The 24727-nt window shown below is 71.4% G+C and carries 20 protein-coding genes; 9 read left to right on the top strand and 11 right to left on the bottom strand.

Annotated features, from left to right (window positions below; all coding sequences use genetic code 11):
- Positions 1-42: 42 nt before the first annotated feature.
- Both LY12_RS08575 and LY12_RS08580 read left to right on the top strand, forming a co-directional pair.
- Positions 43-1143, top strand: coding sequence for a flavin-containing monooxygenase (locus tag LY12_RS08575; RefSeq protein ID WP_253854620.1), 1101 nt, complete (start codon positions 43-45; stop codon positions 1141-1143).
- A gap of 190 nt (positions 1144-1333) precedes the next feature.
- A complete protein-coding gene (locus LY12_RS08580) occupies positions 1334-2962 on the top strand; it encodes a response regulator transcription factor (protein ID WP_253854622.1) in 1629 nt (542 codons plus the stop codon).
- 173 nt (positions 2963-3135) lie between these two features.
- Here LY12_RS08580 and LY12_RS08585 read toward each other — a convergent pair whose 3' ends face one another.
- From LY12_RS08585 to LY12_RS08600, 4 genes are all read right to left on the bottom strand, one after another.
- Entirely contained in the window at positions 3136-3804 is a 669-nt protein-coding gene (locus LY12_RS08585) for a TetR/AcrR family transcriptional regulator (RefSeq protein ID WP_253854624.1), read from the bottom strand.
- A 43-nt stretch (positions 3805-3847) separates the two neighbouring features.
- Positions 3848-5008 carry an acyl-CoA dehydrogenase family protein gene (locus LY12_RS08590; protein ID WP_253854626.1) on the bottom strand — a complete coding sequence of 387 codons (1161 nt, stop codon included), beginning with the start codon at positions 5006-5008 and terminating at the stop codon, positions 3848-3850.
- A 91-nt stretch (positions 5009-5099) separates the two neighbouring features.
- Entirely contained in the window at positions 5100-6248 is a 1149-nt protein-coding gene (locus LY12_RS08595; RefSeq protein ID WP_253854628.1) for an acyl-CoA dehydrogenase family protein, read from the bottom strand.
- Between the two features lie 2 nt (positions 6249-6250).
- Positions 6251-7093, bottom strand: coding sequence for a TIGR03084 family metal-binding protein (locus LY12_RS08600; RefSeq protein ID WP_253854630.1), 843 nt, complete (start codon positions 7091-7093; stop codon positions 6251-6253).
- A gap of 282 nt (positions 7094-7375) precedes the next feature.
- Here LY12_RS08600 and LY12_RS08605 point away from each other — a divergent pair, with 282 nt between their 5' ends.
- The gene (locus LY12_RS08605; protein WP_253854631.1) at positions 7376-8224 is read left to right on the top strand and encodes an enoyl-CoA hydratase-related protein; all 849 of its coding nucleotides are present in this window, start codon (positions 7376-7378) and stop codon (positions 8222-8224) included.
- Positions 8224-8910, top strand: a complete 687-nt coding sequence (locus tag LY12_RS08610) for an acetoacetate decarboxylase family protein (RefSeq protein WP_253854632.1) — start codon at positions 8224-8226, stop codon at positions 8908-8910. Before LY12_RS08605 ends, LY12_RS08610 begins: the two co-directional genes overlap by 1 nt.
- Here the strand turns inward: LY12_RS08610 and LY12_RS08615 are convergent.
- On the bottom strand, positions 8867-9904 hold the full coding sequence (locus LY12_RS08615) for an AraC family transcriptional regulator (protein WP_253854633.1): 1038 nt from the start codon (positions 9902-9904) through the stop codon (positions 8867-8869). The two genes, LY12_RS08610 and LY12_RS08615, sit on opposite strands and share 44 nt — an antisense overlap.
- A 90-nt stretch (positions 9905-9994) precedes the next feature.
- Between LY12_RS08615 and LY12_RS08620 the strand changes: the two genes are divergently transcribed.
- The 4 genes from LY12_RS08620 (at position 9995) to LY12_RS08635 (ending at position 15774) form a co-directional block, all read left to right on the top strand.
- Positions 9995-11506 (top strand): flavin-containing monooxygenase, encoded by a 1512-nt coding sequence (locus LY12_RS08620; RefSeq protein WP_253854634.1) that lies wholly within the window; start codon positions 9995-9997, stop codon positions 11504-11506.
- Positions 11507-11784: 278 nt separating this feature from the next.
- Positions 11785-13185 carry a cytochrome P450 gene (locus LY12_RS08625; RefSeq protein WP_372493485.1) on the top strand — a complete coding sequence of 467 codons (1401 nt, stop codon included), beginning with the start codon at positions 11785-11787 and terminating at the stop codon, positions 13183-13185.
- A 271-nt stretch (positions 13186-13456) separates the two neighbouring features.
- Positions 13457-15325 (top strand): diguanylate cyclase domain-containing protein, encoded by a 1869-nt coding sequence (locus LY12_RS08630; RefSeq protein ID WP_253854636.1) that lies wholly within the window; start codon positions 13457-13459, stop codon positions 15323-15325.
- A complete protein-coding gene (locus LY12_RS08635) occupies positions 15322-15774 on the top strand; it encodes a peroxiredoxin (RefSeq protein WP_253854637.1) in 453 nt (150 codons plus the stop codon). Before LY12_RS08630 ends, LY12_RS08635 begins: the two co-directional genes overlap by 4 nt.
- Positions 15775-15852: 78 nt before the next feature.
- Here the strand turns inward: LY12_RS08635 and LY12_RS08640 are convergent, their stop codons facing one another.
- The 3 genes from LY12_RS08640 to LY12_RS08650 form a co-directional block, all read right to left on the bottom strand.
- Positions 15853-16929 carry an LCP family protein gene (locus LY12_RS08640; RefSeq protein ID WP_253854639.1) on the bottom strand — a complete coding sequence of 359 codons (1077 nt, stop codon included), beginning with the start codon at positions 16927-16929 and terminating at the stop codon, positions 15853-15855.
- A gap of 387 nt (positions 16930-17316) precedes the next feature.
- The gene (locus LY12_RS08645; RefSeq protein WP_372493464.1) at positions 17317-18048 is read right to left on the bottom strand and encodes an alpha/beta hydrolase; all 732 of its coding nucleotides are present in this window, start codon (positions 18046-18048) and stop codon (positions 17317-17319) included.
- A complete protein-coding gene (locus LY12_RS08650; protein ID WP_253855010.1) occupies positions 18045-19964 on the bottom strand; it encodes an ABC transporter ATP-binding protein in 1920 nt (639 codons plus the stop codon). Before LY12_RS08650 ends, LY12_RS08645 begins: the two co-directional genes overlap by 4 nt.
- A gap of 170 nt (positions 19965-20134) precedes the next feature.
- Between LY12_RS08650 and LY12_RS08655 the strand changes: the two genes are divergently transcribed.
- The gene (locus tag LY12_RS08655) at positions 20135-21505 is read left to right on the top strand and encodes a glycosyltransferase 87 family protein (RefSeq protein WP_253854641.1); all 1371 of its coding nucleotides are present in this window, start codon (positions 20135-20137) and stop codon (positions 21503-21505) included.
- A gap of 21 nt (positions 21506-21526) precedes the next feature.
- On the opposite strand, the gene LY12_RS08660 is transcribed toward LY12_RS08655, so the two are convergent.
- The 3 genes from LY12_RS08660 to LY12_RS08670 all read right to left on the bottom strand — a co-directional run bounded on the left by LY12_RS08660 (position 21527) and on the right by LY12_RS08670 (position 24470).
- Complete coding sequence (locus LY12_RS08660; protein WP_030530550.1) at positions 21527-21736, bottom strand: helix-turn-helix domain-containing protein; 210 nt, start codon at positions 21734-21736, stop codon at positions 21527-21529.
- Between the two features lie 245 nt (positions 21737-21981).
- Positions 21982-23610: an ABC-F family ATP-binding cassette domain-containing protein gene (locus LY12_RS08665; RefSeq protein ID WP_253854643.1), complete on the bottom strand. Its 1629-nt coding sequence runs from the start codon at positions 23608-23610 to the stop codon at positions 21982-21984.
- 194 nt (positions 23611-23804) lie between these two features.
- On the bottom strand, positions 23805-24470 hold the full coding sequence (locus LY12_RS08670) for an acVLRF1 family peptidyl-tRNA hydrolase (protein ID WP_253854645.1): 666 nt from the start codon (positions 24468-24470) through the stop codon (positions 23805-23807).
- Between the last annotated feature and the right edge of the window lie 257 nt (positions 24471-24727).

Consider the following 24727-nt stretch of genomic DNA (forward strand, 5'->3'; position numbering starts at 1 on the left):
TGACCGATGGCTGTGCGGCACGCCGTACCTAGCGTCAACGGCATGACCACACAGCACATCGAAACCCTGATCATCGGCGCCGGCCAGGCCGGCCTGTCCATCGCCTACCACCTGAAGCAGCGCGACCGCGATTGCCTGATCGTCGACGGACTCGACCGGATCGGCGACAACTGGCGCCGGCACTACGACAGCCTCACGCTGTTCACCCCGGCGCATGCCAACAGCCTGGACGGCATGCCGTTCCCCGGCGAGAAGTGGGCGTTCCCGAGCAAGGACGAGTTCGCCGCGTACCTGGAGATGTACGCCGTCGAGCACGACCTCCCGGTGCGGATGCGGACCCGGGTCGACCGGCTGACCGCGCGCGCGGGCGGCGGGTTCACCGCCACGCTGGGGGCCGAGGAGCTCACCTGCGACAACGTTGTCGTGGCCACCGGGACCTTCGGCCGTACGCCGCACGTCCCGGCTTTCGCCGGCGAGATCGATCCCCGGATCCAGCAGGTCCACTCCGGGGAGTACCGCCGGCCCACCCAGCTGCCCGACGGGCCGGCGCTGGTCGTCGGCGCTTCACACAGCGGGCTGGACATCGCCTACGAACTGGCCGAGACGCGTCCCACCACCCTGGTCGGACCCGTCCGCGGGAACGTTCCGCTCGAGTGGGGCTCGCGGCGATTCCGCATGATGTTCCCGGCCATCGAGTTCGCCTTCCACCACGTACTCACCCGGCGTACACCGATGGGACGCAAGACCATGCGGCAGGTTCGCCACCACGGTGTCCCGCAGCTACGTGTCAAGCGCCACCACCTCGCCGCACGGGGCGCGGAGTGGATCACCGAGCACGTCGTGGGCGTCACGGACGGACGGCCGTGCCTCGGCAACGGGCGCACATTCGACGTCGCGAGCATCGTCTGGGCCACCGGATTCCGGCAGGCCTACGACTGGATCGACCTCCCGCTGCCCATCGAGGACGGCTGGCCGGTGGAATACCGCGGCGTCGTCGACTCGGTACCGGGCTTCTACTTCTGCGGCCTGGCCTTCCAGTACTGCTTCGCCTCGGGCGAGGTCAACGGAGTGGGCCGCGACGCGGCGTACCTCGCCGACCGGATCGTGGCCCGGACGGGCGCCGGCGCCGCAGTCGCCGCCTGACAACGTCCGCCCAGCACGAAGGAGCAGCCGAGGACTGCCGCACTCACGAACCGACCCCGACCACGATCCCTTGGGCCAACGGCCGAGCTCTGGTCGCCGCGGGTCGTCGCCATCGGCCCGGAGCTGCTGACCACCGCGCGGCTGCGCACCGCACCCACGCACGACTAACCTCGAGTCGAGGTGGTGCGCGATGGGCTTGGTCGACGATCTGCACCGGGCGCGGGAAGCCTACGAGCGCCGCGAGTGGGTGGCTGCGTACCGCGCGCTGGCGGACCTGGACGACACCCACTTGCGGGCGGACGACTTCGCCGCCCTGGCCGTCACCGCGTTCCTGCTGGGCCGCCGCAACGACTGCTACCAGGCGTTCCAGCGCGCCTACCAGGCCGAACTCGACGGCGGCGACACCCTCGGAGCCGTCCGAGCGGCGTACTGGCTGGCGCTGACCTTGTGGCTGGGCGGCGAGGCCACCATCGGCAGCGGCTGGCTGGCCCGGGGTGATCGACTGCTCGGGGGCGTCGAGGGCGATGTCGTGGAGCGCGGCTATCTGCTGCACCTGGCCACGCTCGGGCATGTCGCCGAAGGCGAGTTCGCGGAGGCCGCCGCCACCGCGCCGGGCGTGACCGAGTACGGCCGACGCTTCAGCGACCCCGACCTGACCGCCACGGGTCTGCACTGCGAGGGCCGGATGACCATCTTCTCGGGCCGGGTCGCCGACGGGCTGCGCCTCCTCGATGAGGCGATGGTCTCGGTCCTGGCCGGGGAGGTCTCCCCCATCCTCTCCGGGATGATCTACTGCTCGTCGGTGGAAGCCTGCCAGCAGATCTCCGACTTCGGCCGGATGAGCGAGTGGACGCACGCGCTGGCCAACTGGTGCGACAGCCAGCCCGGCCTGGTCGCGTTCACCGGCCAATGTGCGGTCCACCGCGGCCAGTTGATGCGGCTGCACGGCGCCTACCGGGACGCGATCGATGAGCTCGAGCACGCCGCTGGACGGTATGCCGCGGCCGGCGGCAGCCCCGCGGTCGGACAGGCCCATTACGAGTGCGGCGAGGCGCTGCGCATCAGCGGCGAGCACCACGCGGCCGAGGCCGCCTACGCGGAAGCGGCCGGGCACGGGCACCCGGCCCAGCCCGGCCGGGCGCTGCTGTGGCTGGCTCGCGGCCGGCCCGATGCGGCGTCGGCCGCGATCCACCGTGTGCTGGCCGAGGTGCGGGATCCGGTGCACCGCTCACAAATACTGCCGGCCGGCGTCGACGTGCTGGCAGCCGTGGGTGAGCTCGACGACGCCGCGTCCTTGGCCGACGAGCTCCGCGGGTTCGGATCGGCTTTCGGGTGCACCGCGCTCCGAGCAGCCGGCGAGTACGCGACCGCATCGGTCGCCGTCGCTGCCGGTGACGGCGAGAAGGCGCTCGCGGCCGCCCGGAACGCCGCCGACGGCTGGTCCCGGCTGTCCGCGCCGTACGAGGTGGCCCGGTGTCGCGTACTGATCGGACGAGCGCTGCGCCTCCTCGGTGACGCGGACTCGGCGGTGGCCGATCTCGACGAGGCCCGGCGGGCGTTCGCGAGTCTCGGTGCCGCACCGGCCGAGCACGACGTCGCCGAGCTCCTGGGGGATGCGCGGGCGCCCGGCGGCTTGAGTCCGCGGGAGATCGAGGTGTTGCGGCTCGTCGCCGTGGGCAACAGCAATCCCGAGATCGCGGCGGCGCTGGTGCTGTCGGAGAAGACGGTCGCCCGGCATCTGTCGAACATCTTCGCCAAGCTCGACGTCGGGTCCCGGACCGCGGCCGCGGCGTTCGCATTCCGGCACCACCTGGTCTGAGGATGAGCTGGCGGCCGCGGCAGCGGGTGGAGGCAGCGCTGGGAACGCGCCCGAACCGACCGCCGGCGGCCCGAGCTTCGGCACGCGTTCGGCACCGATCGTCCAGGATCCGCCGGGAATCGAGCCGGGAACCTCCGCATCCTGCCGATCACGCCGCGGTCACAGGGCAGCGGTCACAGGGCCGCGTCGAGCATGTGGGCCCACTGCCGGACGACCTGCGCCCGGCGGGGCGCGTCGTCGGTGAGCAGGTTCGCCAGCCCGAGACCGCGGGCCAGGTCGAGCGTGGCCTGCACGGCCTCGCGCACGCCGGGCCGCGACTCGTCCGCGCCCAGCAGCTCCACGGCGACGCGGTGCGCCTCCCTGCCGACGCGGGCCTGCAGCGGAACCAGCACCTCCCGCAGCCCCGCGTCGTGCGAGGCCGCCACCCACAGGTTCAGCGCGGCGCGGAACTTCACGCCGGTGTAGAGGTCGAGCAGCATCTCGGCCACGGCCGGCGTCCGCGCCCGCCCCGGCGGCAGCTCGTCGGCCCGCAGGCGCAGCTCCGTGATCTGCTCCTCCCCCAGCTGTTCGACGGCGGCGACGACGAGCGACTCCCGGGTCGGGAAATGGTGCTGTGCCGCGCCGCGTGACACCCCTGCGCGCTCGGCGACCTCGAGCATCGTCGTGGCGTGCCAGCCGCGTTCGGCGAGCGATTCCACGGCCGCGCCGAGGAGTTTGCGCCGGGTGGTGCGGCCGCGAGCCTGCCGCCTGCGCCCGCCGGCCGCGGTCGTGTCGCGGCCGGCCGTCCCGTCGTCCGGGACGCCGTCCGCCGGGACCCGCCCGGGCTCGGCCGCCGCGTTCATCGGCATCCGCTCCTCGTCTCCCGCCGGTGTGACCGCTGCGGGTTCAGTACGACTTCGGCAGCCCGAGGCTGTGCTGGGCGACGAAGTTCAGCACCATCTCCCTGCTGACCGGTGCGATCCGGCCGACCCGCACCGCACCGAGCAGCGTGCCGAGACCGTACTCGGAGGCCAGACCGTTGCCGCCGTGGGTCTGAACGGCCTGGTCCACCGTGCGGGTTGCGGCCTCGGCGGCCGCGTACTTGGCCATGTTGGCCGCCTCTCCCGCGCCGTGGTCGTCACCGGCGTCGTAGAGTGCCGCGGCTTTCTGTCCCATCAGTTTGGCCAGCTCGGTCTCGATCTTGACCTCGGCGAGCGGGTGCGCGATGCCCTGGTGCGAGCCGATCGGCGAGCCCCACACATTGCGGTCCTTCGCGTACGCCGCGGCCTTGTCGAGGGCGTACCGGGCGATGCCGACGGAGAACGCCGCACTCATGATGCGTTCCGGGTTGAGCCCGGCGAACAGCTGGGCGAGGGCGGCGTCCTCCGAGCCGACGAGCGCGTCCGAGGGCAGACGCACGTCGTCGAGGAACAGCCCGAACTGCTTGTCCGCCGAGACGAGATCCATCGGGATCTCCTTGTACTCGAACCCCGGCGTGTCGGTGGGGACCACGAACAGCGCCGGCTTGAGCTTGCCGGTCCTGGCATCCGTGGTCCTGCCGACGATCAGTACGGCATCGGCCTCGTCCACCCCGGACACGAACACCTTGCGGCCGTTGAGGATCCAATCCGCGCCGTCCCGGGCGGCCGTGGTCGTGATGCGGTGCGAGTTCGACCCCGCGTCCGGTTCGGTGATCCCGAACGCCATGCGCACGCTGCCGTCGGCGAATCCGGGCAGCCACCGCGCGCGCTGGTCGTCCGTCCCGTAGCGGGCGATCACCGTCGCGCAGATCGCCGGTGACACGACCATCAGCAGCATCGGTGTGCCGGCGGCGCAGAACTCCTCGCACACCGCGGCGAGGTCGCCGATGCCACCGCCGCCACCGCCGTACTCCTCGGGGACGGCCACGCCGAGGTAGCCGAGGCCGCCCGCCTCGTCCCACAGCTCGGTCGTCTTCCCGCCGCCGCGCGCCCGCTCCGTGTAGTACTCGTGGCCGTACTTGTGCGCCAGCTCCGAGACGGCCTGCCGCAGCGCCTGCCGCTCCTCGGTTTCGGTGAAGCCCGTCATGTGTGCTGTCCTTCCTGCGGTGCGACGGACCGGCGACCGGGCCCGTGCGGATGAGTGTCGTGCTGCTGGGCGTGCGCGGACCTCGGCATGCTCAGCTCGTGTAACCGAGCCGCTTGGCAGCCAGCCCGGTCAGGACCTCGGTGGTGCCGCCGCCGATGCCGAGGATGCGGACGTCGCGGTAGTGGCGTTCCACTTCGGACTCGCTCAGGTAGCCGAGTCCGCCGTGCAGCTGCACCGCTTCGCTCACGACCCATTCGCCGGTCTCGACGGCGGTGTTCTTGGCGAAGCACGCTTCGGCGATCACGTCCTCGCCCGCGGCGTGCCGTTTCGCGATCTCGCGGGTGTAGGTGCGGGCCACGTCCGTCTTCCGCGCCATGTCGGTGAGCTTGTGCTGCACCAGCTGCCGGGAGATCAGCGGGCGGCCGAACGTCTCCCGCACGCGGCACCACTCGGCGGTGACGTCGAGTGCGCGCTGGGCCGTCGCGTAGGCCTGGATCGCCAGTGACAACCGTTCGCTGACGAACTGCGTGGCAATCTGGAAGAAGCCGCTGTTCTCCGGCCCGATCAGATTCGCCGCGGGGACGCGGACGTCGTCGTAGAACAGTTCGGCGGTGTCGGAGCACCGCCAGCCCATCTTGTCGAGTTTGCGGCCGACCGTCAGTCCCGGCGCAGGTTTCTCCACGACGATGAGCGACAGACCGTGGGCGCCCTCGTCGCCGGTCCGCACCGCAGTGGTGACGAAATCGGCGCGGCAGCCGGAGGTGATGAACGTCTTGGCACCGTTGACGACGTACTCGTCACCGTCCCGTCGCGCCGTGGTGCGGATACCGGCCACATCGGACCCGCCGTCGGGCTCGGTGATCGCCAGCGAGCACACCTTGTCGCCGGCGAGTGCGGGTGCGACCCACTTCGCCAGCTGGTCCGGATCGCCGACGGCCGCCATGTGCGGCACCGCGATTCCGCAGGTCAACAGTGACGCCACGAGCCCGCCGGAACCTCCCGCGTCGTGGATCTCCTCGGTCACGACGAGCGCGTCGAGGAAGTTCCCACCGCCCCCGCCGGCGGCCTCCGGCAGGGCGACGCCGAGCAGTCCGGCCTCACCCGCCTTCTTGTGCAGCCACCGCGGCAGTTCGCCTGCGGCCTCCCATTCGTCGAGGTGGGGCAGCACGTCACGCGCCATGAACTCGCGCACGGTCGCGCGCAGCGCGGTGCGTTCCGGCGTCCGCAGGGGGTCGGTCACGGTCACTCCTTCGGTCCGGCCGGCGGCGCGTCTCCCGCTGCCGGCGGCGCGTCGGTGGCGAATCCGCCGGGAGCCCGGCCGCCACCGGGCGGTCCGGCGAACGCCTGAGCGATCCGGAGCCACTCCTCGGCACCCGGTGTCGCGTGCAGGTCGGTGTCGTCGCGATGCCTGCGCTGGGTCGCCAGCAGGCAGAAGTCGATCGCGCTGCCGGTGACGCGGTCGGCGGCGTCGGAGGGGCCGAACGTCCAGACATCGCCGTCGGGTGCGGTCAGCTCGACCCGGAACTCGGCGCCGGGGGGCGTCCGGTCACGGACGAGGTATGCGAAGTCCCGGGTGCGCACGCCGATGCGGGCGACGTGCCACAGCCGCGGCGCGGGGGTGCGCACCACGGCCAGCGCGTCGGCGACGTCCTGCCCGTGCGCCCAGGTTTCCATGAGGCGCGCCGTGGCCATGGACGCCACGCTCATCGGCGGCCCGTACCAGGGCAGCTTCTGCCCGGCGGGCACGGCGGCGAGCGCCTCCCGCAGCGCGGTCCGGCCCTCGCGCCAACGACGCAGCAGCTCGGCGGGCGGCGTGGTCTCCGCGACCTCGTGGGCGCCCGCGTCCACGTAGTCCTCGCCGCCTTCGATCGCGCGGGTCAGTTCGGCACCGAACTCGTCCGGATGCCGCGTGGCGAGCAACGCCTTGTCGTCAGTCCAGGTCAGATGGGCGATCTGATGCGCGATCGTCCAGCCTTCGGCCGGTGTGGGCCGCTGCCACTGCCCGGCCGGCAGTGGTGCGACCAGCGCGTCGAGGTCGGCGCTCTCCGCGTCGAGGTCGTCGAGGATCGCCTCGAGGTCCGCCACCCGGGTACCTCCTTGTCCCAGATCCCGCCCGTCACTGGTCGTCCCGTCACCGGCGGGTCCTCCGTCGTCAGCGCCCCGTCGGCACCCGTGGCGGGGCCGCCTTCGCGGCGCGCGGCAGCACCGTAAGCCGCCGTCGCACACCAAATCAAGCACGCGTGATTGTTTTTACCTTGTTGACATACTGCCAGCAAGCCCCGTAGTCAGGTCACCAGGAGCCCTGCCCCGCCACCGGCGCCCCACGCACGCGGCGCCGGCATCCCAACGACGACACCGGGAGCACTCGTGGGTGACACCGCAACCGACTACACCGAGATCACCTACCGCGTGGCGGACCGGGTCGCGACGATCACGCTCGACCGCCCCGAGGCCCGCAACGGATACACAGTGCGGATGGCCGACGAGCTCGCCGCCGCCTTCGACCGGGCGGACCGGGACCCCGGCGTCCGCGTCGTCGTACTCACCGGTGAGGGCGACGACTTCTCCGTCGGCGCCGACCTGTCCCAGGGCGGTTTCGACTTCGACCCCGACGCCGGCCCGCCCGCGGACTGGCAGGAACCGGCCGGCCGCTGCTCGAAACGCATCTTCGCGATGGACAAGCCCGTGATCGCCGCCCTGCGCGGCAGCGCCGTCGGCGGCGGGCTCACCATCACGCTGCCCGCCGACTACCGCCTCGCGGCCACCGACAGCCGCTTCGGTTTCGTCTTCACCCGCCGTGGCATCTACCCGGAGGGCGCCTCGGCGTGGTTCCTGCCCCGGCTCGTGGGCATGGGACGGGCGATGGACTGGATGATCAGCGGGCGCCTCTTCGACGCCGCCGAGGCCGAGCGGGCCGGACTCGTCCACAGCGTCCACGAACCCGCCGACCTCCTCGACGCGGTCTACTCCCTCGCGGCCGACCTCGCCGCCGACACGGCCGCCGTGTCGGTCGCCGTGACCCGGCAGTTGCTGTACCGCATGTCCGCGCTCGACTCACCCGAGCCGGTTCACGCGCTCGACTCGCAGCTCATCGCGGGCATCGGGGCGAACCCGGACGCCGTCGAGGGCGTGCTGTCGTTCCTGGAGAAACGCCCACCGCAGTTCACCCTCAGCCCCGAACAGGACCTGCCCGACTTCCTCCCCTGGAGCCACTGATGGCCTCATCGCAGCCGACCCGCACCCCGGACCACAGCACACCGGCCGACAGCACACCGGAACGCAGCGCGCCGCCGCAGTATCCGCCCGCGCCGTGGCACCTCGCGGCGAACGCCTACCTGTCGCTGTGGCCGGTCCCGGTCGCCAGCCTGCCGCGACTGCCCGCCGCGGAACGACCGGTGACGGCGAGCGGCACGGCGTTCGTGGTCACCGCCTGGTTCGACTACCTGCCGTCCGGGCAGATGTCGTACCGCGAGCTGCTCAGCGCCGTCGTCGTCCGCGGTGGCCTCACGCCGACCGCGACGATCACGGAGATCTGGGTCGACAGCCCGGCGTCACTGGCGGGCGGCCGTGCGCTGTGGGCGATTCCCAAGGATCTCGCCCGTCTCGAGTTCACCGGCGGCCACGCCTTCACCGCCACGGCGAGCACCGACGGGGGAGGCTGGATCGCCACCGCGGCGTTCTCGCCACGGCCGTGCCTGCCCACCCGGCTACCGGCATCCTTCGCGATCCGGCAGGAATCCTCCGAGGGCCCGCTGACCAGCGCGGTACGGTCGGCGGCGAAACCGGGCGCGGCCGCGGCGGCATGGAACATCAACCCGGACGGTCCGCTGGGCTACCTCGCGGAACGTTCCCCGCTGTTCAGCGCACACCTTTCCGGCGCACGGATCCGGTTCGGCGCCTGAACTCGCGCGGCGGCACGCCGTGCCACCGCGCGAATGCGTGGAGGAAGCTCGACGGCTCGCTGTAGCCGAGCCGATGGGAGATCTGCTCGACCGTGAGCGTGCCGTCGGTGAGCATTTCCTCCGCCCACCGGCGCCGCACCCCGTCGACCAGGTCGCGGTAACTCACACCTTCGGCGGCCAACCTGCGCCGCAGGGTGCGTTCGGTCAGCGACAACGCAGCGGCGATCGCCGCCATCCCCGCGGCGGGGCCCGCGTCCGCGAGCGCCCGTCGGACCCGGGTGGCGACGTCGGTGTCCCGCCGCCGCGCGACGAGCAGCTCCCGGCACTGCCGTTCACACCACGCCAGGGTGTGCACGCTGGCCTGTGGCATCGGCTGGTCGAGCACGGCGTGCGGGAAGGTGATCCGGGTGCGGTCGCCGAACTCCGGCGTCACGCCGAGGGCCTCGCGGTACGGCCGCGTGTCCGCAGGCTCGGGCATCCGCAGGGACATGGCCGCGGGCCGCAGGTCGGCGCCCGCCTGCTCGCGCACCAGGGTCACGATCGCGGCCACGTCGCGTGCCACCAGGAAGTCGCGCACGTCGGCGGGCACCTCGTCGTCGTGACACCGGAGTTCGGCGAGCCGGCCGCCGGTGCGCAGTTCCGGCAGGCAGAAGACGTACGTCAGCTCGATGTACCGCAGCGCCAGCTCGACCGCCTCCCGCACGGTCGCACAGCTCGTGACCGCGTAGCCCCAGATTCCGTACGAGGTCGCGTGGTACCGCACGCCCGCCTGCAACCCGAGCACACCGGGATCACCGGCGTCCTGGCGTCGCACGAGGTTGCGCACCACGGTCAGTTCCTGCTCGGCGGCCACCTGCGCCTGCGGATCGCGCAGGGTGGCCGCATCGAGACCCGTTCCGGTCAGCACGTCGCCGACCGGCTGGCCGAGTTCCGCCGCGAACCCCGCCAGCAGCGACGTGCTCGCCACACCGCGAGGAAAGTCCCATCCGGCCACGTGTCCGAAACTAGCAACTGTCCGAAAATGTCAATAATGTGTCCGTCTCGGCAATGGGACGACCGCGGGTCCGATCCCTAGGCTGCCGCCATGATCACTCCCGCTCGGACCACGCGCAGCACCGCCCTGATCGTCGGAGCAGGCTTCGGGGGCATCGCCATGGCCATCGAGCTGCAGCGACACGGAATCGACGACATCGTCGTCCTCGAGAAGGCCTCCGACCTCGGCGGCGTGTGGCGGGAGAACACCTACCCTGGCGCGGGCTGCGACGTACCCTCGCCGCTCTACTCGTTCTCCTTCGCGGGAACGACGCGGTGGCCACGGCGCTACGCCCGGCAGCCCGACATCCTCGCCTATCTGCAACGGGTCGCGCGCGAGTACGACATCACCGGCCGGATCCGGTTCGGCCGTGAGGTCGCCGCCGCCGAGTTCGACGAGACCACGGCCCGCTGGCTGGTGCGCACCACCGGCGGCGAGGAGTACGAGACGACCGCGTTCATCCCCGCCGTCGGCCAGCTCTCCCGGCCCGCCCTTCCGGACATCCCCGGCAGGGAGACGTTCCGCGGCAGGGCGTTCCACTCCGCCGAGTGGGACCACGGCTGCGAGCTCACCGGCAAGCGGGTCGCCGTGGTCGGCACCGGCGCCAGCGCGATCCAGTTCGTGCCGCAGATCCGCCCGAGAACGGGGCACCTGACCGTGTTCCAACGGTCCGCGCAGTACATCCTGCCCAAACGCGACCATGCCTACGACCGCTGGTACCACGCACCGCTGCGGACCGTGCCCTGGCTGCAGAAGCTCGACCGGCTCGGCTTCTGGCTCTACTCCGAATTCGCGCAGGAGTGTCTCTCCCGGTGGCAGGTGTTCACCCCGCTGTTCGGCAGGCAGGCCGCCAAGCACCTGCGGGACAAGGTCACCGACCCGCGGCTGCGCGAGCAGCTCACGCCGGCCTATGCACTCGGCTGCAAGCGCATCCTGTTCAGCAACGACTACCTGCCCGCGCTCGCCTCACCCACCGTGGACCTCGTGACCGACGACATCACCGAGATCACGCCCGACGGGGTGCGGACGGCCGACGGCACACTCCACGAGGCCGACGTGATCATCTACGGAACCGGCTTCGCCACCCAGGACCTGCTCGCCCCGATGGCGATCCACGGCCTCGGCGGCAGGCGCCTGGCCGAGGCCTGGCGCGGCGGCGCCCGCGCTCATCTCGGCATCACGGTCCCCGGCTTTCCCAACATGTTCCTCATGTACGGGCCGAACACGAATCTCGGCGGCGGATCGATCGTCCACATGCTGGAGAGTCAGGCCCGCTACATCCGCGACGCCGTCGGGGAGCTCCGCAGCCGGCCCGGCCGGTACCTCGACGTCCGGCCCGAGGCCGAGCGCGCCTGGGACGAGTCGGTGCAGCGCAGGCTCGCCCGCTCGGTGTGGACCCGCTGCCGGAGCTGGTACCGGACGGCGGGCGGTCGCGTCGTGTCGAACTGGCCGGGCCGGACACGCGAGTACCGCACCCGCACCCGGCGCGTGGACCTCGCCGACTTCCGCATCGGTTCCGCCTCGACCCACTCGGCCCGCACCCGCACCGCCCCGGCCGACTGACGACGCCCCGAAGGTTCCCGTCGGGGCACTGGGCCGACCGGCCCTCGCACGCTGCGCGGGGCCGGGCCGGCCTGCGGGCAGCTGCGTGCGCGCCCTCGTCCCGGCGCGGTCCCCGCAGCCGGGCGAACGCACTTGTCGTCCTGCCAACACGTGCGGCACGGTGGGAGGCAGGGTCTCGACGAGGAGATGGTGCCGCCATGGTCGTCACACCAGTCAACGCCGCGCGCGGTGCGACCACCGCCGCGATCGACCGGGTCAGCACGGTACTGCGGGAACGCATGCCACCGCTCACGGCGTGGCCGCTGCCGAACGCGGTCGACGAGCGACTACTCGAACAGCGCTGGCCGGCACGGGAGCTCGCCGCCCCACCCGACGACAGCGGGCTCTCCCCCGTGCTCGGCGACGCCGGCCCGCCGCTCGTGGGCAACACGCTCACCCAGATGCGCTTCGGCGTCGAGTTCGGCCTCCGCCGCTTCGAGCGCTACGGCCCCGTGTCGTGGACGGGCGCGTTCGGCAGGCGCATCGTCACCCTCACCGGCGCCGATGCCACCCAGGCGGCCCTGGTCAACCGGGACAAGGCCTTCTCGCAGGAAGGCTGGCGGTTCTTCATCGACAAGTTCTTCCATCGCGGACTCATGCTGCTGGATTTCGACGAGCACCGGATGCACCGCCGGATCATGCAGGAGGCCTTCACCCGCGACCGGCTCGCCGGCTACGTCGCGAGCATGGGACCGACGCTGCGGGAGGGCGTCGCGGCCTTTCCGTCGTCGCCACGGCTGTACTGGACGCTCAAGCAGCTGACCCTCGACGTCGCGACCCGCGTGTTCATGGACATGCGCAGCGACGACGAGGCACGCGAGATCAACCGGGCGTTCGTGGCCTGCGTGCGGGCCGGCACTGCCCTGGTTCGCGTCCCGGTGCCCGGCGGACGGTGGCGCGCGGGCCTCGAAGGACGCAAGCGGCTGGAACGGTATTTCGCCGACAACCTGCCCGCGAAACGAGCAGGCGACGGCGACGACCTGTTCTCCGCGCTGTGCCACGCCACGACACCGGACGGCGAGCGGTTCACCGACACCGACGTCATCAACCACATGGTGTTCCTGATGATGGCCGCACACGACACCACGACCATCACGTCCACGGCCGCGGCCTACTACCTCGCGAAGAACCCGGAGTGGCAGGAACGTGTCCGGGAGGAGTCCCGCGCGCTCGGGGACGACCCTCCCGACACGGCCGCGCTGGACTCGCTGACGTCACTGGAGCTGGTCATCAAGGAGGCGCTCCGGCTCGTCGCGCCGGTGCCGAGCCTGTCGCGCACCGCCGTCAAGGACACCGAGGTGCTCGGGCACTTCATCCCGAAGGGATCGCTCGTGGGGGTCGCGCCCGCGGTGAACCATTTCGACCCGGCGTGCTGGACCGACCCGCGCCGGTTCGATCCCGAGCGGTTCGCCGAGGGGCGCCGGGAGGACAAGTCGCACCGGTTCGCGTGGATGCCCTTCGGCGGCGGTGCCCACAAGTGCATCGGACTGCACTTCGGCATGTTCGAGACGAAGGCGCTGTTGCACGAACTCGTCCGCTCGTACCGGATCACGGTGCCGCGCGATTACGAGGTGCGGTGGGACTACGTCTCGCTCCCAGTACCCGTGGACGGGCTGCCGGTGCACCTCCAACCGGTCTAACTACGGAGCGTGACGCATACTGCCTGTAGAACCACCCGTACAGTCGGTGGACACTGCGTGGCTGGCATGATGATGTTGCATGCCGACGGCCGACTCGACCATCGGTGCCTAGTCTGCGGTGCGCCATGTTTCGTTCTTCGTGCGCCATGGTGGACAGCTCCGCAGGCTGGCATCCGGACGAGCCGGCCTTCCACTTGTCGAGGCCGTGCCCCAGCTCAGTCGGGGCAGCTGAATCGCACGGCTGTGCCATCGGTGTTGAGAGAGGTGCACGGTGCCCGAGCCTGGTGACACACCAGGGTTGTCCCACATCGCCCGCCGCTGGGCCGCCGAGATCGCCGCCGCGGCCGGATCGGCCGTGCCTTCGGACGAACTCGACCGCGCCGTCACCGCCGCGGTCCGCGAAGGGGCCGACGCCGGCGCGACCCGGTGCCGCACCCGGCACGACTCCGCCGTGGAACGCTTCGCCGCGCTCTACGCGGCCGCACCGTGCGGTGTCGTTCTGGCCGACCCCGACGGAGGCGTCCTCGACGCGAACCCGGCCATGCTCGAACTGCTCGACACGACGCTCGACGAACTCGTCGGCCGCACCCTCACCGGCCTCGGCACGGAGGAGCGCGACGTCGCCGCCCTCCGGACCGCGCTCGCCGACCTCGCCGAGGACGGCCGCGCTCGCAAGCGCGAGCAGGTACACCTCGGGGCCGCGGAGAGTTCCGCACTCACCAACGTGACCGTCACGGCGCTGCCGAGCGGCGAGAGCGACCCGCCGCACCCGGTACTCCTCGCGGAGAACATCAACGAGCTGCAACTGCTGCGGGAGGCACTGCGGCGGCAGAACACCCACGACCAGCTGACCGGTCTGCCCAACTCGCGCAGTTACCACACGACGCTCGAAACCTGGCTCGGTTCCCCGGAATCAGACCGGATCGCCGTCGTGTACCTCGACATCGACGGTTTCAAGGTCATCAACGACGGCCTCGGCCCCGGCTCGGCGGACGAGGTCCTGCGCTACGCCGCGGGAAAACTCGAGACGGTGTTCCGCGGTCCCGACACGGTCGTCGCCCGGCTCTCCGGCGACGGATTCGGCGTACTGCACCGTGGCCGGGTCACGGCCGCCGCGGTGATCGAACTGGTGGAGACGGCGATGGCGGAACTGGCCGAACCCGTCTACCTCGGCGAACGGGGCGTGGCGGTCAGCATCAGCGCAGGCATCGTCGTCCAGGACGCCGGAACCGGCACGACCGAGGAGATCCAGCGTGCCGCCGAGATCACGCTGCACCGCGCCAAGGAGGCCGGCCGCGCCCAGTGGATGCTGTTCGAGCCCGAGCTGGATTCCGGCGACCGCAGGCGCTACAACATCGGTGCGGGCATCGGCGGTGGCATGGAGAACGGTGAGTTCGAGGTCGAGTACCAGCCCACGGTGAAGCTGGACGGCAGCGACGAGATCGCCGTCGTGAACGCGGTACTGCGGTGGAACCATCCGGAGCACGGCACACTCAACGGTGCCGACTTCTTCCCGCTCGCCGACACCACCGGCATGACACCGAGTCTCGGCACGCTGCTGCTCACGGAAGCGATGTCGGACGCCGCGGAGTGGTACCGCGACTTCCCCACCGCGCCCGATCTGTGCGTACGGCTTCCGACGCGATTGGCCGTCGACCCGAATCTCGTCCGCATCATCCGCGACGAGTTCGAGCGGACGGGCCTGCCGCACCAGAAGCTGCGCATCTGCACCGACAGCCTCGCGCTGTTCGATCCGCGCGGCGAGGTGGTGGACACGTTGTCCGTCCTGTCGGACCTGGACGTGAAGATCACCCTCGCCGTGTCCGGCGCCTCGGATCTGGAACTTGTCCACACCCACCGGCTGCCTGTCGGGTTCGCGATCCTGTCCGGCCCGCTCGTCGACGGCCTCGCCACCGAGGGCACCGAGGCCGACAACGCGCGTGCGCACCTGTACGCGCTGCTCGAACGCGCCCGTGAGCTCGGCATCAAGCGGGTCGGTGCGGACGGGGTACGCGACGCCGCCCACGCCCAGCGGCTGCGTGACATCGGGATCTTCGCGGGCCGCGGCGACCACTACGGCGGTTCGGCCACGGGCACCGAGATCGCCGCTGTGCTCGATCAGCGATACTCCCCGGCATGAACAGCGACGAGTTCGCCCCGGATTTCACCCTGCCCGACCAGAGCGGCTCACCGCGGTCACTCACCGGATTCCTCGACACCGGCCCTGTGGTGCTCTTCTTCTACCCCGCCGCGATGACTCCGGGGTGTACGGCCGAGACCTGCCACTTCCGCGACCACGCGGCGGAGTTCGCCGCGATCGGCGCGCACCGGGTCGGCATCAGCCCCGATCCGGTCGACAAGCAGCGGACGTTCGACACGACCCACGACCTGGGCTTTCCCCTGTTGTCGGACGCCGACGGCACCGTCGCGCGGCAGTTCGGCGTGCGTAGGGCGTTCGGACCACTGGCCACCAAACGGCACACGTTCGTCATCGGCACCGACCGGAAGGTGCTCGCGGTCGTCAAGAGCGAACTGCGCATGGCGGTCCACGCGGAGCGCGCCCTCGAGGTCCTCCGCAGCGCGGCCTGACGGCCGCCCGGTCGTCGCCGAGAACCGGTCACCCGGGTGGCTCGTACGCCGCCTGCGGCACACCGCCCGGGCGACCGCTCATTCGACGATCGCGTTCTCCGGTACCGGGTCGTCGTTGCGCAGCGCGTCGAGCAGCGCGGTCGAGCGCGCTTCGTCCCACTGTTCGGCCGACGCGGACGTGGTGGGCATCGTCGTGCTGACCACACCGCCGTCGGAGATGCCGCGCATGGCCCAGGCCAGTGCGACCAGGTGGTGCAGGTGATCCTCGTCGTCCATCGTCAGCGCGTCCGGTGCCTCGGCCAGCAGCGGCACCACGGCGAACGGATTCAGCAGCGTGCCCGGACTGGCCATCTGGCTGACCATCTCGCCGATGAACCGGCGCTGGTTGACCACCCGGTCCAGATCCGAGCGCGGGGTCGCCGGGCTGTAGCGCATGCGGACGAACCCGAGCGCCTGCGAGCCGTCGAGTTCCTGCCTGCCCGCCGGGATGGTGATCCCGGTCTTCGGGTCGTGCATCTTCTCCGCGATGTCCATCTCGACACCGCCCATCGCATCGACCATGCCGGCGAACCCGCCGAAGCCGATCTCGGCGTAGTGATCGATGCGCAGATCGGTGGCCTGCTCGACCGTCTTCGCCAGCAACGGTGCGCCGCCGATCGCGAACGCCGAGTTGATCTTCCCGGAGCCGTGGCCGGGGATCTCCACGACCGAGTCGCGCGGCAGGCTCAGCAGCGTCGGCTTCGTGTCGTTGTCCGGCAGGTGCGCGATCATCATCGTGTCGGTGCGGTTACCGCCCGCGTCGCCGGTGGCCAGCGCGTCCTTCTGATCCTGATCGAGGCCCTCCCGCGAATCCGACCCGACGATCAGCCAGTTGGTGCCCGCACCGGCGGCCGGACGGCCGTCGTAGTCCTGGATCGCGTCGATGCGGTTGATCGAGAACTCGAGGTACAGCCACACGCCGGCCAGCAACAGCACGATGACCATCGCCAGCGATCCGGCGATCCTGCCGAACGACCAGCGGCGCTTGCGGCGGCCTTCCGGGCGGCGTTCCGGGCCTGCCGGCCGTTCCCGGGGCGGCTCCTCCGGCGGGGCGATGCGCGTGTCCTGCTGCGGCGGTCTGTGCCGGGCCTGGTCGCTGCCCGGTAGCGGCATCATCTGCGCCCGCTGGTGGTCGCGCGGTCCACGCGGACCGGGACGGCCGCCGGGCGGACCACCGCCCGGCCCACCGGGGCCACCTGGGCCACCACGGCCGCCGGGGCCGGGTGGCGGACCGGCCGGACCACGCGGCGGTCGCCGGTGTCCGTGCGGCGGCCGGCCCTCCGGCCGTCCCCCGCCGTACTGCCCGCCCTGCGTCATGGCCGTCTCCCGGTCCGTCTCGCGACTACTGCTCGGTCCGGCGCCGAAGGCGGTGTTCTCGCCCAAGACGCCAGGGGTCCACTAAACCGCACACCCACTGCCGGAGACGCACGTGTCCCCGATTCGGTTGCGCGGACCACCCGCGTGCTCACGTCGGCGCACGGTCCGACCGCAGGTCACCGTACGTCACAGCGTGATCGACCAGCAGGTGGGAGCAGGCTCACACGACGTGTCGTCGAGATCGGCCACCCGCGGGCCGACGGGCAGGTGCAGGCCGCGCGCCGTCGTGTCGAGCACCAGCCGCCGCCACAGGCCCGGCCTGCGCAGCATCGCGTGCCGCTCACCGGCCAGACCCACCCACGCCACGTGCTCGGCGACCGCCGCGGCGCGCTCGGCGTAGGCGCGGGACGCAGCCGGGCTGGTCCGCTCGTCGCCGGTCCCGTGGGCGATGAGCAGCCTGCGGCCCCGCACCGCGTCCACCGGGTCGCCCTCGGGCGTCCACGGTGCGAGCGCGCACACCGAGCGCACGGCGTCGTCGTCGGCCACGTGGAGCGCCACCCTGCCGCCCATCGAATGCCCGGTCAGCGCCACCGGGAGGCCGGGCCGCTCGTCGTGGATGCGAGCCAGGGCGCGTCGCGCGTCGACCACCGGGTCCTGTGCGGTGCCGTTCCACCCCCGGACCCGGTTGCGCAGCAGGTAGACGTCCACCCCGTGCCGGCCGTAGGAGCCCGCCAGTGCACGCGCGAACGGCACCATCCGCAGGTACGCGGTGCGCCACGGCGGCACCGCCGCGGCGCCGTGCTCGGCCCCGCCGTGCAGCACGAGCGCCACGCCCTGGGCCGGGCCGTGGCCGCGGCGCACCGTGAGCACCGGCTCCGCGCGGCCCGCCCCACCGGCACCGCCGTCCGCGCCGCTCACGCCACGACCGCTTCGTCACCTGCGGGCGCGGCTGCGGACGGGGCGCCGTCCGGCTCGTCGCCGTCCCGGTCGCGGAACTGGGTGCGGTAGAGCTGCGCGTACCTGCCGTCCGCGGCCAGCAGTTCGTCGTGCGTGCCCTGTTCGACGACGCGGCCCTCGGCGACGACGCAGATGCGGTCGGCCGCCCGGATGGTGGAGAGCCGGTGCGCGATCACCAGCGAGGTACGGCCGGAGAGAGCTTCGCCGAGCGCCTCCGACACCGCCACCTCGGACTCGGAGTCCAGGTGCGCGGTCGCCTCGTCGAGCACGACCACGCGCGGCTGGGCCAGCAGCAGGCGGGCGATCGTCAGCCGCTGTCGCTCGCCGCCGGAGAGCCGGTAGCCGCGCTCACCCACGACCGTGTCGAGTCCGTCGGGCAGCGACCGCACCAGATCGGCCAGCCGCGCCCGGTCGAGCGCATGCCAGATGTCGGCGTCGGCGACTCCCGGACGCACGTATGCCAGGTTGGCGCGGATCGTGTCGTGGAACAGGTGCCCGTCCTGCGTGACGACGCCGACCGCCGATTTCAGCGTGTCGAACCCGAGGTCCCGCACGTCGACGCCCGACAGGCGGACCGCGCCCGCGTCGACGTCGTAGAGCCGCGGCACCAGGCCCGCGATCGTCGATTTGCCCGCGCCGGACGGCCCGACGAGCGCCACCATCTCCCCCGCCTCGGCTCGGAAACTCACGCCGTGGAGCACTTCCTCGCCGCCGCGCTGGTCCAGTGCGGCCACGTCCTCGAGCGAGGCCAGCGAGTACGAATCCGGGGACGGGTAAGCGAACCGCACCGCGTCGAACTCGACCGACACGGCACCGGCGGGCAGTTCCCGCGGCCGCTCCTTCTCGGTGATCATCGGGTCGAGGTCCAGCACCTCGAAGATGCGCTCGAACGACACGAGTGCGGTCATCACGTCGACCCGCACGTTGGCCAGTGCCGTCAACGGTGTGTACAGGCGGGTGAGCAGCAGCGCGAGGGACACGACCGTGCCCGCGGCCAGCTGGCCGTCGAGCGCGAGCCAGCCGCCCAGGCCGTACACCAGCGCGAGCGCCAGCGCCGAGACGAGCGTCAACGTCGTCATGAACCAGCGGGTGAGCATGGCGGTGCGCACCCCGAGGTCCCGGACCTTTCCCGCGCGCTCGGCGAACTGGCCGGCTTCCTCGCGCGGCCTGCCGAACAGCTTCACGAGTGTGGCCCCTGGTGCCGAGAACCGTTCGGTCATCTGCGTCGTCATCGAGGCGTCGTGTTCCGCCGACTCGCGCTGCAGGTCGGCCATTCGCCGGGCGATCCGGCGGGCGGGGATCACGAAGATGGGCAGCAGGACGAGCGCCAGGAGCGTCACCTGCCACGACAGGGTGACCATCACCGCCACCGACAGCACCAGCTGGATCACGTTCGTCACGAGGCCGGACAGGGTCGCGGTGAACGTGCGCTGGGCGCCGATGACGTCGTTGTTCAGCCTGCTGACCAGCGCGCCGGTGCGGGTACGGGTGAAGAAGGCGATCGGCATGCGCTGGACGTGCTCGAACACGGCGCGGCGGAGGTCGAAGATCAGGCCTTCCCCGATGTGTGCCGACTGCCAGCGTTCGGCGAGCCCGATGGCGGCGTCGGCGACGGCCAGCCCCGCGATGGCCACTGCCAGCCAGACGACCGCGCTGACGGCGCCGCCGCCGACGATCTGATCGACCACCCGGCCTGCCAACAGCGGCGTCGACACCGCGATCACCGCGGCCACGACCGTCAGGGCGAGGAAGACGGCCAGGCGCCGCCAGTGCGGCCGGGCGAACGCCGCGACCCGTCGTACCGTGCCCGCCCGCAGGCCTTTCGGGGCATCCGCCGCGCGCATCGCGCCGCTCATCAATGACCAGCTGCTGTCCATCACCGCGTCTCCGTCCGCCCTTCGCAACCGCGCCAACCCTCGACATTAGTCGAGCTATGGTCGGCATATGTCCTGCACAACACCGCCGGACACATGATCCTTCCCGATTTCCGACACGGATTCCCGGCTGCCTCCCCGACGCTGTGACCTGTCGCCTAACCTGACACGTCATGGGCAGCCGCCTCGTCGGAGACTGGATACGCGCGGGCTGGGACGAGGGTCCGTCCGGTCGGCCGCTGCGGCTCGATCTCGTGCTCTACGCCCTGTGCGGCGGCTACGCCCTGGCGCTGGCCCTCACCGACAAGCACTACGGGTTCCGCGTGTGGGCCGGGTTCGCGGTCGCCGCCTACGGACTGGCCCTCGCCCACACCCTGTGGCTGCGACTCTCGCCACGGGCGAGCGGACGGTGGGCGTCCCGCTGGACGGGTGTCGGCGTCATCGGCGCCGTCGGCATGCTCGCCCCGCTGGGCACCCTCCTCGCCCGGCGGCTCACCGGTGGCGACTGGAGTCCCGACCCGAACCAGTGGTCCGCCCAGCCCGAGGTGTGGGTGATCGAACGCTCCGCCGACCTGCTCACCACGACGGGAACACCGTACGTCGACGTCACGACACTCGGCCGTCCACCCGTCGTCGACGACTACACGCCGTACGGCCCCGTGATGCCGCTGTTCGGGCTGCCGCGGGCGTGGTTCGGCGGTACCCCGGTGGGCGATCTGCTCACCGACGCCAGGCTGCTGTTCGCGCTCACGGCCGTGGTGTGCGCCTGGGGGGCGTGGCGGCTGCTCGGCCGTCCGCGCATCCCCGTCCGCGCCGCGCAGCTCGCCGCGGTGTTCCCGCTGACAGCCCTGACGTGGGCCACGGCAGGCCCGGATCTGGCGATCGCCGGCCTGCTGATCCTGGGTACGACCCTGGCCGCGGTCGACCGACCGTTGTGGGCCGCGCTCGCCCTCGCGCTCGTGACGAGTGCGAAGCTCATCGTGCTCCCCGCCGCGGTGGTCGTGGGCACGCTCGTGTGCGCACGCCTCGGCGCGGGCGCACTCGCCCGGTTCTGCGTCGTGTTCCTCGGCACCTGTGCGGCGGTGCACCTGCCGGCAGTGCTCATCGACCCGCAGGCCATGGCAGAGCACGTGCTCAGGTTCCCGGCCGGGCTCGGCGCGGTGTCGTCACCGGCGGCGAGCCCGCTACCGGGTCATCTCATCGCTGCCACGGGCGCGACGGGTGAGGTGATCGCGTTCGTGCTGCTCGGACTCGCAGCCGTCGCGATCACCTGCTGGCTGCTCGTTCGTCCGCCGACCGGCGGCGCGGACGCGATGCTCCGCATCGCCGTCGGACTGGGCGCATTCACCCTGCTCACACCGGCGACGAGATTCGGGTACCTCCTGTATCCGGCCGTGCTGCTCGGCGCGATGGTGTGTCTTCGTGACCGAGAGCGTCTCCGTGCCCATGAGGACGCACGTGGGCGTTCGGCCGGCACCTCCGCACGGGACGACCGAGGTGAGGGTCACGAGGCGCGGAGTTCTGCTGCACCTACTTCGTCGTGACGCTCCTGCTGCTGCTCGGCGCTACTTCTTCTTGACGCGCGTGGCGCCGCCGCGACCCCGGAGCTGCACACCCGACTCGGACAGCACGCGGTGCACGAAGCCGTAGGACCGGCCGGTCGATTCGGCCAGGGAACGGATGCTCGCGCCCTTCTCGTACTTCTTCTTCAGGTCGGCGGCGAGCTTGTCACGCGTGTTCCCGGTGATACGCGCGCCCTTCTTGAGGTCAACCACGTCGATCCACCTTCCGCCTGTTCGTGTTCTGGGCCACATTCGGCCCCCGTGGTCGCAATGATCGAACACCAGCGGCCGGAATGCCAGACGAGAACGGGAAAAGGCGGTGGAAGCACGGAAATGTTGCGCCGATCCGGTATTTGCGCACGTCAACTAACGATCGGCCAGCTTTCTTGGCCGTCCGTCAACGACAGGTCACAGACCCCGAAATCGGGCCGAAAACCGCCCCTGCACGGCGATTGTCGTCATGCCAGCTGGACCAGTTCCAGATAATCCGCCGACCAATGATCTTCCGTGCCGTCCGGCAGCAGGATCACCCGTTCCGGTTCCAACGCCTCGACGGCGCCCGGGTCGTGGGTCACGAGCACGACGGCGCCGGAGTAGCTGCGCAACGCGTCGAGCACCTGTTCACGACTCGCCGGGTCCAGGTTGTTCGTCGGCTCGTCGAGCAGCAGCACGTTCGCGGCGCTGGACACGAGGCCTGCCAGGGCGAGTCGGGTCTTCTCCCCACCGGACAGCGTGCCGGCGGGCTGTTCGAGCTGTTCACCGGAGAACAGGAACGACCCGAGCAGCGTGCGGAGCTCCTGTGCGCCCGTGTCGGGGGCGAGGTGGCGGATGTTCTCCCACACCGACGCGTCGTGATCCAGCGTCTCGTGTTCCTGTGCGTAGTAGCCGAGCCGCAGGCCGTGACCCGGGACCATCGACCCGGTGTCAGGCGTCTCCATCCCGCCGAGGAGACGCAGCAGGGTCGTCTTACCCGCACCGTTGAGACCGAGCACGACCACCTTCGAACCCCGGTCGATCGCAAGGTCGACGCCGGTGAAGATCTCCAGCGAGCCGTAGGACTTCGACAGCCCCTCCGCGGTCAGCGGCGTCTTGCCGCACGATGCCGGCGCCGGGAACTTGATCTTCGCGACCTTGTCGGCCTGCCGTTCCTCGTCGAGGTTCGACAGCATCTCGTCGGCGCGGCGTGCCATGTTCTTCGCGGCCACGGCCTTGGTGGCCTTCGCCCCGAGCTTGGCGGCCTGCTGCTGGAGTGCACTCGCCTTCTTCTCGGCGTTGGCGCGTTCGCGGCGACGGCGCTTCTCGTCGGTCGCACGCGCCTCCTGGTAGCGCTTCCAGTTCATGTTGTAGGCGTCGAGCTCACTACGGGTCGCGTCCAGGAACCACACCTTGTTGACGACCTCGTCGAGCAGGTCGACGTCGTGGCTGATCACGACGAGCCCGCCTTCGTGGGCCTTGAGGAACCCGCGCAGCCAGCTGATCGAGTCGGCGTCGAGGTGGTTGGTCGGCTCGTCGAGCAGCAGCATGGTGCCGGACTTGCCGCCCGCGCCGGATTCGGAGGCGGCGAACAGGATCCGTGCGAGCTCCACGCGCCTGCGTTGGCCGCCCGACAGCGTCTGCAGCGGCTGGTCGAGGATGCGTTCTTCGAGTCCCAGGTTGGCGCAGATGCGCGCGGCCTCGCTCTCTGCGGCGTACCCGCCCAGTGACGAGAAGCGTTCTTCGAGCCTGCCGTACTTGCGCACGGCCTTGTCCCGCTCACCGTCGTCGACGAGCTCGGCCATCGCGGTCTGCGCCTTCTCCATGTCCCGCAGGATCTTGTCGAGCCCGCGGGCGGACAGGACGCGGTTCTTGGCGAGGACGGACAGGTCGCCCTCTCGCGGGTCCTGCGGCAGGTAGCCGACCTCACCGCCGACGGTGACGTCTCCCGCGTACGGTTCACCTTCGCCTGCCAGGACCTTCAGCGTGGTGGTCTTACCCGCGCCGTTGCGGCCGACGAGTCCGATGCGGTCACCGGGCTGGATCCGCAGGGTCGTGTCGTCGAGCAGGATGCGCGAGCCCGCGCGCAGTTGCAGGCCGGTAGCCGTGATCACAGGGAACTCCGTGGCGTCGGTTCGGAAGGTGGAGACGTCCGTGCATGCCGCTGCCCATCCGGCGCGCACACGCGGTGCAGGCGCACGGCACGGCGCAGAAGCACGAGCAGAGGCGCGGGGCTACTCCAGCAGAACGACCACGGGCCCGAGTGTACGGGCCACCCGCAACGGACTTTCCGCCCCGGTGACCGCGGTCACCGCAGGACGACCTCGACGGCCCGCGCCCGGCTCGCCGCCTCGTCGAGCACGGCCCTGCGGGGTTCGGCCACGTCGAGCACGCGGGGCAGGGCGAGGTCGAACAGCTGCTGCAGGCGCGGATCGTCCCGCAGTTCGTCGAGGGCCGCACGGTCACCGCCGAGCACGACACCGTCCAGTTCGGACGCGGCCGGGGCGAGGACGTCGGCCGCGTCGTCGGCCGCCGCACGCAGCGCCTGCCGCGCCTGGCCGTCCCTGCGCCGCGCGAAGCGCTGCTGCGACCAGCCACCCGCCGCGCTGCGGCCGTGCACGAGATGCCGGTCGGTGCGCGAGACGACGACGGACGACCCCTCGGCGATGCCGACACTGTGCGCGCCGAGCCGGACCAGCAGCAGGCCGATCCGCCGCGGCGCGGCCACGTGCTCGACGAGGTCGGCCACGGCGAGCCCTTCGCGGTGGCCGTGGCCCGCCTCCAGCGGGGCGAACGGCACGTCAACGGTCGCCGTGGTGCCGTCACCCGCGGTCACGACGACCCGAGTCGGTGTCACGCTTGTCGAGGCCGCACCGCCGTTGCGCGCGGCGAACCTGTCGAACCACCCTGCGAGGCGTTCCGGCTCCACCTCGACGGCCTTCCCGCCACCGCTGACCTGCCGCACGCGCGCCATGGCGTCACCGTATGCCGACATCCCCGTGGATGTGTGCGGAGGTGCCGCCTTCGGAGGGGCCGCGTTCGCCGTGGCGTGGTTTCGGTCTGGCGTGGTTTCGGTCGCCCGGCGGGAGGCCACACGGTCGGCCGGCGTTGGATCACGGCCGGCGGGCTGGGCTGGTGCCGCTCCCGGAGCTCGTTCCCCTTTCGGGCGCGCCCCGTTCTCCGAATGTGGCGCCACGTCGGACGGACAGTCCGGGACGATCACGAATCTGG

This window comes from Prauserella alba (genome assembly GCF_024171735.1).
GTDB lineage: Bacteria > Actinomycetota > Actinomycetes > Mycobacteriales > Pseudonocardiaceae > Prauserella > Prauserella alba.